13 protein-coding genes are annotated in these 10774 nt (G+C 58.3%); 8 read left to right on the plus strand and 5 right to left on the minus strand.

Going from position 1 to position 10774, the window contains the following annotated elements; all coding sequences use genetic code 11:
• From AC1DH9_RS19660 to AC1DH9_RS19670, 3 genes are all read left to right on the plus strand, one after another.
• Window positions 1-214: arginase family protein (locus AC1DH9_RS19660; protein WP_477808625.1), on the plus strand; the 214-nt coding region annotated here is incomplete at its 5' end.
• 175 nt (window positions 215-389) lie between these two features.
• On the plus strand, window positions 390-1433 hold the full coding sequence (locus AC1DH9_RS19665) for a sodium:solute symporter family transporter (RefSeq protein ID WP_477808626.1): 1044 nt from the start codon (window positions 390-392) through the stop codon (window positions 1431-1433).
• Between the two features lie 87 nt (window positions 1434-1520).
• Window positions 1521-2246 (plus strand): MBL fold metallo-hydrolase, encoded by a 726-nt coding sequence (locus AC1DH9_RS19670; protein ID WP_427540716.1) that lies wholly within the window; start codon window positions 1521-1523, stop codon window positions 2244-2246.
• Between the two features lie 78 nt (window positions 2247-2324).
• Here the strand turns inward: AC1DH9_RS19670 and AC1DH9_RS19675 are convergent, their stop codons facing one another.
• The gene (locus AC1DH9_RS19675) at window positions 2325-2453 is read right to left on the minus strand and encodes a PA1414 family protein (protein ID WP_009042667.1); all 129 of its coding nucleotides are present in this window, start codon (window positions 2451-2453) and stop codon (window positions 2325-2327) included.
• Between the two features lie 73 nt (window positions 2454-2526).
• Window positions 2527-3462 (minus strand): putrescine utilization regulator PtrR, encoded by a 936-nt coding sequence (gene ptrR, locus AC1DH9_RS19680; RefSeq protein ID WP_427540713.1) that lies wholly within the window; start codon window positions 3460-3462, stop codon window positions 2527-2529.
• Window positions 3463-3565: 103 nt separating this feature from the next.
• On the opposite strand from ptrR, the gene AC1DH9_RS19685 reads away from it, so the two are divergent.
• Window positions 3566-4744, plus strand: coding sequence for an MFS transporter (locus AC1DH9_RS19685; protein WP_427540710.1), 1179 nt, complete (start codon window positions 3566-3568; stop codon window positions 4742-4744).
• Here the strand turns inward: AC1DH9_RS19685 and AC1DH9_RS19690 are convergent.
• Together AC1DH9_RS19690 and AC1DH9_RS19695 are read right to left on the minus strand one after the other, a co-directional pair.
• Window positions 4692-5621 (minus strand): DMT family transporter, encoded by a 930-nt coding sequence (locus AC1DH9_RS19690; RefSeq protein WP_054596231.1) that lies wholly within the window; start codon window positions 5619-5621, stop codon window positions 4692-4694. The two genes, AC1DH9_RS19685 and AC1DH9_RS19690, sit on opposite strands and share 53 nt — an antisense overlap.
• Window positions 5622-5718: 97 nt before the next feature.
• A complete protein-coding gene (locus AC1DH9_RS19695; RefSeq protein ID WP_262116753.1) occupies window positions 5719-6555 on the minus strand; it encodes a CvfB family protein in 837 nt (278 codons plus the stop codon).
• A gap of 452 nt (window positions 6556-7007) precedes the next feature.
• Between AC1DH9_RS19695 and AC1DH9_RS19700 the strand changes: the two genes are divergently transcribed.
• Window positions 7008-7877, plus strand: coding sequence for a DUF6279 family lipoprotein (locus AC1DH9_RS19700; protein WP_477808627.1), 870 nt, complete (start codon window positions 7008-7010; stop codon window positions 7875-7877).
• Here AC1DH9_RS19700 and AC1DH9_RS19705 read toward each other — a convergent pair.
• Window positions 7874-8266, minus strand: coding sequence for a transcriptional regulator (locus tag AC1DH9_RS19705; RefSeq protein WP_427529804.1), 393 nt, complete (start codon window positions 8264-8266; stop codon window positions 7874-7876). The two genes, AC1DH9_RS19700 and AC1DH9_RS19705, sit on opposite strands and share 4 nt — an antisense overlap.
• 192 nt (window positions 8267-8458) lie before the next feature.
• Between AC1DH9_RS19705 and AC1DH9_RS19710 the strand changes: the two genes are divergently transcribed.
• The 3 genes from AC1DH9_RS19710 to AC1DH9_RS19720 all read left to right on the plus strand — a co-directional run bounded on the left by AC1DH9_RS19710 (window position 8459) and on the right by AC1DH9_RS19720 (window position 10680).
• Window positions 8459-9196 (plus strand): DUF899 domain-containing protein, encoded by a 738-nt coding sequence (locus AC1DH9_RS19710; protein ID WP_427540703.1) that lies wholly within the window; start codon window positions 8459-8461, stop codon window positions 9194-9196.
• Window positions 9197-9462: 266 nt separating this feature from the next.
• Entirely contained in the window at window positions 9463-10062 is a 600-nt protein-coding gene (locus AC1DH9_RS19715) for a papain-like cysteine protease family protein (protein WP_477808628.1), read from the plus strand.
• Window positions 10063-10071: 9 nt separating this feature from the next.
• Window positions 10072-10680 (plus strand): hypothetical protein, encoded by a 609-nt coding sequence (locus tag AC1DH9_RS19720; RefSeq protein ID WP_427540697.1) that lies wholly within the window; start codon window positions 10072-10074, stop codon window positions 10678-10680.
• Window positions 10681-10774 lie beyond the last annotated feature (94 nt).

Below are 10774 nucleotides of genomic sequence, written 5' to 3' on the forward strand. Positions count from 1 at the left end.
GGCCTGGGCACCCGGCACCGGGACCCCGGAAATCGGCGGCCTGACGACCATTCAGGCGATCGAAATCGTTCGTGGCTGCCAAGGCCTCGACCTGGTTGGCTGCGACCTGGTAGAAGTCTCGCCGCCGTACGACACCACCGGCAACACCTCGCTGCTGGGCGCCAACCTGCTGTACGAAATGCTCTGCGTACTGCCGGGCGTGGCGCACCGCTGAGGCTTGACCCCAAGCGAACGTGATTAGCGCGTGAACGCCGCCACCTGACGGGGTCGGCGTTTGTCCGCAACACTCCCCCCGCGTGCTTCAGCGCCGATGCCTGCTTCGCTTACTACACGCAAGAACCCTCGCACCTGCAAAGCTCTTATAAGAAAGACAATCGGAGACACGCTTCATGGCTTTGGATTTATTCGTTGTACTCATCTATGCCGCCGGCATGCTCGTGCTGGGCTATTACGGCATGCGCAAGGCCAAGACCCACGAAGACTACCTCGTGGCCGGTCGTAACCTCGGTCCAACCCTGTACATGGGCACCATGGCCGCTACCGTACTGGGCGGCGCATCGACGGTGGGCACCGTTCGCCTGGGTTACGTCCACGGTATTTCCGGTTTCTGGCTCTGCGCCGCACTGGGTTGCGGGATCATCGCGCTGAACCTGTTCCTGGCCAAGCCGCTGCTCAAACTGAAAATCTTCACCGTTACCCAGATCCTCGAAAAGCGTTACAACCCGATGGCCCGCCAGGCCAGTGCGGTGATCATGCTGGCCTACGCGCTGATGATCGGCGTGACCTCGATCCTCGCGATCGGCACCGTGCTGCAAGTGCTGTTCGGCCTGCCCTTCTGGATTTCGGTAGTACTCGGCGGTGGCGTGGTGGTGGTGTATTCGACCATCGGCGGCATGTGGTCGCTGACCCTGACCGACATCGTTCAGTTCGTGATCAAGACCGTCGGCCTGATGTTCATCCTGTTGCCGATCTGCCTGTACCGCGTGGGTGGCTGGGATGAGCTGGTGTTGAAACTGCCGGCATCCAGCTTCAGCTTCACCACCATCGGCTGGGACACCATCATCACTTACTTCATGATCTACTTCTTCGGCATCCTGATCGGTCAGGACATCTGGCAACGGGTGTTCACCGCCAAGAACGAAAAAGTCGCTCAGTATGCAGGCACCATTTCCGGTTTCTACTGCATTCTCTACGGTCTGGCCGTGGGCGGCATGCTGGTGCCGTTGATCGGGGCTATTTTCTGGAAACGGGCAACCACCTCCGGCGCTATCGCCAGCATGGGCCTGGGCTTTGTGATTGCCCTGGTGTTCATGTTCAAGGATGGCCTGGATGCCAACACCCCGATCTACTACAGCCTGGCGATCGGCCTGGTGAGCTTCATCGTGGTCAGCCTGCTGTCCCCTCGCCCGGTTGCCGTGGCGAACGCGATATAAGCTGAAACCAATTATGGCTTGAACCTTTTCTTCGGCGGGTGCAGCGTCGGTTGCTGCACCCGTTTTTTTCGCCTGGAGGAAGGCACCATGAAAATCGTCAGCCGCGACCAATGGTTCGAAGTCAAACACCTGAGCGACGGCATTCGGCTGATTCACGAGCCCTATATTCGACCGTTCTACCGCTGCAACCTGTGGCACATTCAGGGCCGCGACAAAGACCTGCTGCTCGATAGCGGCTCGGGCCTGGTCAGCCTGCGCGAGCAACTGCCCTGGCTGACCGACCGGCCGCTGGTGGCCGTGGCCAGTCATTGCCATTTCGACCATATCGCCGGTCATCACGAATTCCCCGAACGGCTGGTGCATCCGGCCGAAGCACAGATCCTCGCCGAACCCGACGGCGACAACACCCTTTCCAGGGCGTTTGTCGGCGACGAGATGTTCGAAGCCCACCCCGATTGCCCGCTGTGCTACGCCGAATACCGGGTCAAAGCCGCACCCGCCACGGGATTGATCGAAGAAGGTGACGTGCTGGACCTGGGTAATCGAACCTTGCAGGTGCTGCACACTCCCGGCCATTCACCGGGTGGTATCAGCCTTTTTGAAGTTGCCACCGGCACGCTGTTCAGCGGCGACATCATCTACGACGGACCGCTGGTCGAAGACGCCTACCATTCCAACCTTGAGGATTACGCCCGCAGCCTGCAACGCTTGCGCTCGTTGCCGATTCGCACGGTGCATGGCGGACATTTCGGGAGTTTTTCGGGGGAGAAGTTGCACACGATGATTGACCACTGGCTGCAACAGCACGCTTAAAGCGAGTGCGCGAGCGCGGCACTCTCGCGCCTCCGACGCGATGGTCGAAGGCTGCGATTCCTTTACGCCTTACCTCGTTTACCGGCGGCGTTGCTGACGGCGGCGTTGCTCATCGTCGGTGCGGATTGGCACGGGTTGCAGAGGTGGTTCGATCAAACCAAGCGCGACACCGAGGTCATGGAGCCAGTTTTGCAGTTTCTCTTTCATGGTGCCCCCCCTTCAGGGTAGTGCTGAGCGACCAGGTTCTATAGACGCTTCATACAGATAGTAGTCCGAAGTCTTACGCAATGCTCGCCTCAATAGGCAAAGATCTGTTACCGAATTCATCAAAATCAGCCCCCATCGGTCGGCCACCACCGAACGCCGCTTGTTGCACCTCGATCCACGCATTGAGATTGGCGCCGAGCATACCCTTGCGCCACATCAGCCAGGTGGTGGCACTGGCGAAAGGTTCGGCCAACGGATGCACGGCCACACTCTCGCGTCCCGGCAGACTGGCCAGCATCGACTCGGACATCAGCGCCACGCCGGAGCCGGCAATCACACACGCCAGCATTCCCTGATAGGACTCGATTTCCATTGCCCGGCCCATCGCCGCATGATCATGGGCGAACCAGGCCTCCAGGCGCATCCGGTAGGAACAGCCCTGGCGAAAGGTGAACACCGAGCGCCCCTGCACATCCAGCGCGCTGCGTACCGGCGGGTGATCGGCTTCGCTGATCAGCACCAGTTTTTCGTCACACAGCGGCACACCGTCGAGCCCGGCCAGTTGCAGCGGGCCATCGACCAGCGCGGCGTCAAGACGCCCGGTGAGCAGGCCTTCGAGCAATTCGCCGCTGGGCGCCGACTGCACTTGCAGGTTCACCGCCGGATAAGTGCGGTGATAGCGCGCCAGCAAACCCGGCAGATGAATCGCCGCGGTGCTGTACATGGTGCCCAGCACGAAATCGCCGGCCGGTTGCCCGCCCTGCACGGCTGCGTGGGCTTCGTCATGCAGGGCAAACAGCTTGGCGGTGTAGTCCAACAGTACTTTGCCTGCGGGCGACAACTGCAAACGCTGACGCTCACGCAAGAACAGTTCTACACCCAGCTGATCTTCAAGCTGCTTGAGCCGGGTCGACAAATTGGACGGCACCCGATGCAAGCGTTCGGCGGCGCGGGTGATGGAACCTTCCTCGGCCACCGCCTGGAAGATGCGCAATTGGCTGAATTCCACACCTTTCTCCAAATAAGAACAAGTTACTCACTATTATTCATTTTTAAAGAAAGTCAATCAGTCCTAGCCTGACGGTCATTGCTCCGCTGCAGGAATCCTGATCATGTCGCCGCTTGTACGCTTACTCGCCAGTTTCATTGCCTTGATGATGGCCATGGGCATTGGGCGCTTTGCGCTCACTCCGCAGCTGCCGCATTTGCTCAGCGAAGGTCAGATCGACCTGACTGCCGCAGGTCTGATTGCGGCGGCAAATTACCTGGGCTACTTCATCGGTGCCGTGGACGCGATGTTCGCCCATCGCCCCGAGCAGGTTCGTCGGCGCCTGCTCGGCGGATTGTGGCTGTGCGTGCTACTGACCCTCGCCTCGTTCTGGGCCACGGGCTTCTGGCCGCATCTGGTTTTGCGCTTCGGTACCGGCGTCGCCAGCGCCTGGGTGCTGGTCATGATCACCGCGTTGAGTCAGCCATTGGCGATGGCTGCCGGACGTCCACGGCTCGGCGCACTGGTATTCGCCGGGCCGGGCCTGGGGATTTTTCTGACGGGCTTGCTCGCTCTTGGTTCGAACCTGTTGGGACAAAGCTCCGCGACCTTGTGGCTGGTGTATGCCGGTGTAGGCCTGGCAATGCTGTTGGTGATTCTGCCGATCCTGCCGCAACCGACCGCGAGCGCGGCAGCCACCCCCACGGCCGGCGTTTCAAAGAGTGTCGGTATCCCGCGACTGGATTTGATCTACGCGCTGTACGGTCTGGGCTACATCATTCCTGCGACCTTTCTGTCGCAGATGGCCAGTGCCCGTTTTCACGGCCAATGGCTGGCCGATTTGTTCTGGCCGTGTTTTGGCCTGGCGTCCGCCATCGGTGTGCTGCTGGTAAGTTTGCGCCGGCATAACCCTAATGCCACCCGTCACTGGCTGATCGCGACGTTGTGGCTGCAAGCGGCCGGGGTCTTCGCTTGCCTGCTGGGCAGCGGTCTAGGTCTGGCCCTGGGGGTGATTCTCTGTGGCACGCCGTTTCTGGCCTGCATGCAATTGGTGATGCAGCGCTCGCGAGAACTGGCGCCGCAGGCCACCCAGCGCAATGCCGGCCTGCTGACCGCGTGTTTTGCCGTGGGTCAGCTCAGCGGGCCATTGCTGGCAGCGCTGAGCAGCCACTTCAGTGGTGGCTTGCAACCGGCGTTGATGGTGGCGGGCAGCGGTCTGCTGGTAGCCGGTGGTTTGCTGCTGCGTCCACTCAACGCTCCAGCATTGTGCGCAAACGACGGCGCACCCACTGTTCTGCGCTGACAAAGGTGATGCCGAGCAACACCAGCACGGCACCGACGACAAAGTTGACACTCAACGGCTCACCGAGCAGCAACACCCCGAAGGTGACACCGAACAGCGGCGTCATGAAGGAGAACACCGCGAGGTTCGACGCCAGGTAACGGCGCAGCAGCCAGAACCACGTCAGGTAGCTGAAAAACGACACCACCAGCCCCTGGAACAGCACGCTGGCCACCGCCACGTTAGTCAGGTGGACGTGGGTGATCTGCCCGCTTAGCGCGGCAATCAGCAGCAGGCCGAGAAAACCGACGATCAGTTGATAAAACAGGGTCAAGGTCGCCGGTGCTTCCGACAACCGCGAGGCGCGCACGACCACCGTCGTCGCGCCCCAGGCGGCCCCGGCCAGAACGCCAAACGCATCGCCGAGCAGCATCCGCCGGTCCAGATTGTCCCAGGACACGCCCCCGGCAAATGCCACGGCAATACCAATAAACGCCAGCAGGATCCCCAGCCATTGCAACCGCCGCAAACGCTCGCTTGGCAGCAGCCAGTGCACGCCCAATGCGGTGAAGATCGGCGCGGTATAGAGGAACACCGACATGTGCGCCGCCGTGGTCAGTTTCAGACCTTCGGCGATAAACAAAAACTCGGTGGCAAACAGACCACCCGCCAGCAAACCGCCGCGCCAGGTGCTGCCAACCTGATTCCAGCCGCCCTTCCAGCAGATCAGCAACCCCACCAGTAATGCGGAAATTCCGGAACGTGCGGCGGCCTGCATCACCGGTGCGATGTCCGCCGCCGCCCATTTGATCATCACCTGCTGGATACCCCAGATCAGACACAACCCGAGCATCACTTGCAGGGCAAAACCATCGGCGCTGCGCCGAGTGGCAATCACCGCGAAACCTCGCGAACGGTTAACGACATGGCAGTTACTCACTAAAAACAAAATGCCCCGGTACTTGGCCGGGGCAATCAGGTCAGGTCAGCTCGGCTCAGCTGAGTTCAATGCGATCCGCATGAATGACGATCTGGCCGTTCTTGTAGAGCGCGCCGATGGCCTTCTTGAAGTTGCCTTTGCTGACACCGAACAGGCTGCTGATCAGCGCCGGGTCGCTCTTGTCGCTGACCGGCAAAGTGCCGTTGTTGTCGCGCAGTTTAGCGAGAATCTTCGAGTTCAGGCTGGTGGCGGCTTCTTCACCCACGGGCTGCAGGCTCAGGCTGATCTTACCGTCGGCGCGAACTTCCTTGATGAAGCCCTTCTCTTCCTTGCCGGCACGCATGAACTTGAAGATTTCGTTCTTGTGGATCAAACCCCAATGCTTGTTGTTGATGATCGCCTTGAAGCCCATGTCGGTCGCTTCGGCTACCAGCAGGTCAACTTCCTGGCCAGGTTTGTAGCTGGCCGGGGTTTTGTCCAGGTAGCGATCCAGACGCGCGGTCGCGGTGATACGGCGGGTGTGCTTGTCGAGGTAGACGTGCACCACGCAGTATTCGCCCGCAGTCATCTGACGCTTTTCTTCGGAATACGGCAGCAGCAGGTCCTTGGGTAGACCCCAGTCGAGAAACACACCGATGCTGTTGACTTCAACGACTTTAAGGCTGGCGAATTCACCGACCTGAACTTTCGGTTTTTCAGTAGTTGCGATGAGTTTGTCATCGCTGTCCAGATAAACAAAAACGTTCAGCCAGTCTTCATCTTCGCTGGGAATATCTTTGGGAATATAACGATTCGGCAGAAGGATTTCGCCATCCGCGCCACCGTCCAGATATAAACCAAAGTTAGTGTGTTTAACCACTTGCAAGCTGTTGTAGCGCCCGACTAAAGCCATTTCCAATACCCTCATTGCTTGGACGCCATTCTACCCGGTTTTGCCGGTGCTGTTGGACGGCCGGCTTGCTTGCGAAGAAAAATCCTCTGAGAGGCTCATTTTTCCTGGGTTTTGCGCCAGACCAAGGCCCGCTCGTCAGACCGTTCAGGTGCTTTTTGCTGATATCGACAAGCCATACAGGATACTTTTCATGCCTGCGTTCTTATTCAAAACAGCAGCTTAGGTGATTATTGCGAACAGTAACTTATGAATCAGATCACCCTGGGCAAAAAGTAACACCCCCCTCGCGTCACCCTGGTCCCTAAGCGCTTTGAGCTTCGAAGCGCTAGGACTGRAACCCTCCTCCCCAGCAACATCCTTCAAGACCAAACGCGCGTTCTATTTGATCAGCTGAACAGCCGGGTCCATCCTGCATTCAGACACCAGAACTACGCCCTTGCAAGGATTGCCTCATGTCGCGCTGGTTGAAACACCTGACGTTGCTCCTGACCCTGTGCCTTTCACTACCGGCCTGCAACCGAGTGAGCCTGGCCTACCACAATCTCGACATCATCATTCCCTGGACGCTCAGCGACTACCTGGACATGAACAGCGAGCAGAAAGGCTGGCTCAACGAACGTCTCAAGGAACACCTCAGCTGGCATTGCTCCACGCAAATACCCGGCTACGTCGACTGGCTCGACCGTTTGCAGCAGATGGTCGAAACCAATCAAGTCACAGACGCCGCACTGCAAGCCCGTATCAAGGAAGCCAAACAAGCCATTGCCCAGACCGCCCGGGAAATCACCCCGTCGGCGGTCGAGTTGTTGCAAGGGCTGAATGACCAGCAGGTCAACGAGATGAAGCAGGCCTTTGCCAAAGACCAGCGCGTGAATCAGCAGAAATACCTCAAAGCGCCGCTGGCACAGCAGATCAAACATCGCATCGAGCGGATGGATAAGCGCCTGGCCTACTGGCTTGGCCCGCTCAGCAATACGCAGGYGCAACGCGTTGTTGCCTGGGCCAACGCACTGGGCGAGCAAAATCAGCAATGGCTCGCCAACCGCGCTCATTGGCAGGCACTGTTCAGCGCAGCAGTGGAACAACGCCACAGCAGCGACTTTGCGCAACGCATCAAAACCCTGCTGGTCGATCGCGAGACCTTATGGACGCCGGCCTATCGCCAGGCTTACACCCACACCGAAGCCCAGGCGCGCAGCCTGATTGTCGACCTGATGGCCGACAGTACCGCCGATCAACGCCAGCACTTGCTGAAAAAAATCGACCAGATGCGCAGCGATTTCAGCGCATTGAAGTGCTTGAAGGTCGCAGGAGCGTCTTAAGCGATCTGCACTTTAGACGCCACTTCATCAAAGGTCGCGGGGTCCAGTGCATCCACCTGCTCGTCGAGCACCTGCCGTGGATGGTCATTGCCCTCAATGCTGCTGTCGATCATGCACAGCAGACTCGAACCGCGCGGCGTCAGGATGAAATTCTCGCCGTTACCCCCTTCGCTCTCGGGGCGTGACTCGATATAGCCACGATCCAGCAGGAGCTTTTCATATTCGGTGGCGGTCACTTTCAGCTCATCCAGATTACCGATGGGCTCACCCTCTGCCGCCTTCTCTGCCGCATGCTGCTCGGCATAGACGCGCGGGGCAAAGCTGTGGTCGGCGCCGTTCTGCACTTCGTGCAGCATTCGTTCAAGCAAATCCCAGTTATAAGCCGTCATCCGATATCAACCTCCAGCCAGACAGTGAGAGGCCTCTCATAGGTTGTGACCGGCGCTATCAGTAGCCGTTCAGCCAGGTTGTCATGCGGGCGGATGTCAGCGACAACCGATCAGCGGCTTGTCGATTACAGCGTCGATCAAACGACTAGGCTGTGTAAGCCACAACACGCCAACCTCGCAGGAGGGAAAGTCATGAACAGCGTGCAACAGCACAAGGTCGTGTCCCAAGAAGAATGGCTCGCGGCCCGTAAACAGCATCTGATCCACGAAAAGGCCTTTACCCGGGAACGCGACAAACTTAGCGCCGAACGTCGCGCACTGCCCTGGGTGAAAGTCGACAAGAACTATGTGTTCGAAGGCCCCGACGGGCGGCAAAGCCTCGCCGATCTTTTCGGCAGCAACAGCCAGTTGATCATCTATCACTTCATGTTTGCCAAGGGCTGGAAAGAAGGCTGTCATGGCTGCTCGTTTCTGTCCGACCACTTCGACGGCGCCAACCTGCACCTGGCCCACCACGACGTTTCACTGGTGGTGGTTTCCCACGCGCCATTGGCAGAATTCCAGGCGTTCCGCAAACGCATGGGCTGGAAATTCAAATGGGTCTCATCGGCCGGCAGTGACTTCAACGCCGACTACAAGGTGACCATCAGCGATCAGGAACTCGCGGACGGCACCGCGACCTACAACTACGAAAAAAGCACCAGCACTGAAGGCGAACTGCCGGGGCTGAGCGTGTTTTATCGCAATGACGCCGGGGAAATCTTCCACACCTATTCCACCTACGCTCGCGGCCTGGACTTGCTGGTCGGTGCCTATAACTTCCTCGACCTGACGCCCAAGGGCCGCAACGAAGAGCACGGCATGGAATGGGTGCGCCATCACGATCGTTATGAGACCGCGCGAAGCGCCAAAGACTGTGGCTGCGAGTAATGCTGCCGGCCCCTCGCCCCGGTGGGGGCGAGGGAGTGCAAGCGCCCTCTCCACTCGAAGACGTCCGCCACAAAAAATGCATTAACGCATTATAAATTTGCGCTAACGCATATTGCATCCTAAGGTTACAGCGAGACCCGATCGGAGCCGGCCATCGAAGATGGCAAATAGCGCAAGCCGATACTTCACTGACGACAAAGCCGTTTTATTTCAAAAAGGTACACATACCCAAGCTGGACGCTACGTTCATTCATGGAGGATGAATCATGTTACTGACTGAAGAAACACAGCTTAAAAGTTCCGCCACCGGCGAAGCACTTCCCAAATGCCTGTCCCAACACCTTATCAACCCTGAACTGGCCGATATCGAAACATCCGTAGAGCCAGCAGCGTTGGCCGCTGCCAGCCTCAGCTTCAGCATGCAGCGGCAAACCCAGACCAACTGGTGCTGGGCAGCAGTTTCGGCGTCTGTTGGCAACTATTACGGCACCGGGACCTGGAGCCAATGCGTCGTCGCCAACTATGAACTCGACAGGAACTCCTGCTGCAACCAGCCGGGCCCCTGCAACGTTTATGGCTATCTGGACTCGGCCCTCAGGACCACCAGAAGCTTTGCCAGCATGAGCCAGGGCTCGATTCAAATGAGCGCCATCGAAAACCAGATCAACATGGGAAGACCCATCGGCATACGCGTTGCCTGGTATGGCGGTGGTGCTCACTTCCTGACGTTTTATGGAACCAATGGCAACTATGTACTGGTCGCAGATTCCATCTATGGCTATTCCACGCGCGCATTAAATACGTTCCCCGGCTCATACAACGGCGGCGRCAACTGGACCAACACTTACTTCACCCGGAAAAACTAGGAGGGCAGCATGAAACTTTCTTACCCAATGGCGCCTTCCAACGGCGTACAAACACTGCGCCCTGCACTTCAAGCAGCCTTGCAGACACAAGGCTTTGGCATCAACCGCCAGTTTGCAAATGCCGTCCCGAGCAAAATCAGCCTCTCCGAGCCTTACCGTGGTTATTCACTGAGCCTGGAAGACCTGACCCAGGGTAAAGGCTTGAAAGCGGCCACCCAAGGTAACTGGCACTACCTGGTGTTTTCCGATGGAACGACCATTGCCGATGCCGAACTGGCCGAAGTACACGGCCATGTCGAGTTCTCATCGCTGAACCATGGCGCGATGGCCCCCGCCACCGTCAGTGCGCTGAACCTGGCAGAAAACTCGGCGAGCCTGCAGGGGAAATCCTATGAGCTCAGAGTGTTGTTTGTCTCGGCACTGCACTTTGTGGCGATCTGGCTGCATGCAAACGACGCCGGTAATGAGGACATCATTATTCCGATAGAACCGACACCCAAGAGCCTGGCCAGTACGCAGTTGTATAACGAGGCCAAACTACTTGCCCTGCTGACGCCTGCTGCCAACCAGACCAAAAAACTGTTTGATGCGGACGCTACGGGATTGTTGGGGAGTTAATCAGTTGTTGGAGTGCTGAAAAGTAAAAAAGCCCAAACACTGTTCGTAATGCGGTTCACTCAAGCAATTTCAGCCGCGAAGCATTCTCTGTAGC

The sequence above is a fragment of the Pseudomonas sp. 05T35 genome (assembly GCF_056396605.1).

Excerpts from the sequence above, each read along its gene's own strand:
- AC1DH9_RS19685 (WP_427540710.1), top strand. The coding sequence starts at position 3,566 with ATGTCGCCGCTTGTACGCTTACTCGCCAGTTTCATTGCCTTGATGATG.
- AC1DH9_RS19665 (WP_477808626.1), top strand. The coding sequence starts at position 390 with ATGGCTTTGGATTTATTCGTTGTACTCATCTATGCCGCCGGCATGCTC.
- AC1DH9_RS19695 (WP_262116753.1), bottom strand. The coding sequence starts at position 6,555 with ATGGCTTTAGTCGGGCGCTACAACAGCTTGCAAGTGGTTAAACACACT.
- AC1DH9_RS19710 (WP_427540703.1), top strand. The coding sequence starts at position 8,459 with ATGAACAGCGTGCAACAGCACAAGGTCGTGTCCCAAGAAGAATGGCTC.
- AC1DH9_RS19720 (WP_427540697.1), top strand. The coding sequence starts at position 10,072 with ATGAAACTTTCTTACCCAATGGCGCCTTCCAACGGCGTACAAACACTG.
- AC1DH9_RS19705 (WP_427529804.1), bottom strand. The coding sequence starts at position 8,266 with ATGACGGCTTATAACTGGGATTTGCTTGAACGAATGCTGCACGAAGTG.
- AC1DH9_RS19675 (WP_009042667.1), bottom strand. The coding sequence starts at position 2,453 with ATGAAAGAGAAACTGCAAAACTGGCTCCATGACCTCGGTGTCGCGCTT.
- AC1DH9_RS19670 (WP_427540716.1), top strand. The coding sequence starts at position 1,521 with ATGAAAATCGTCAGCCGCGACCAATGGTTCGAAGTCAAACACCTGAGC.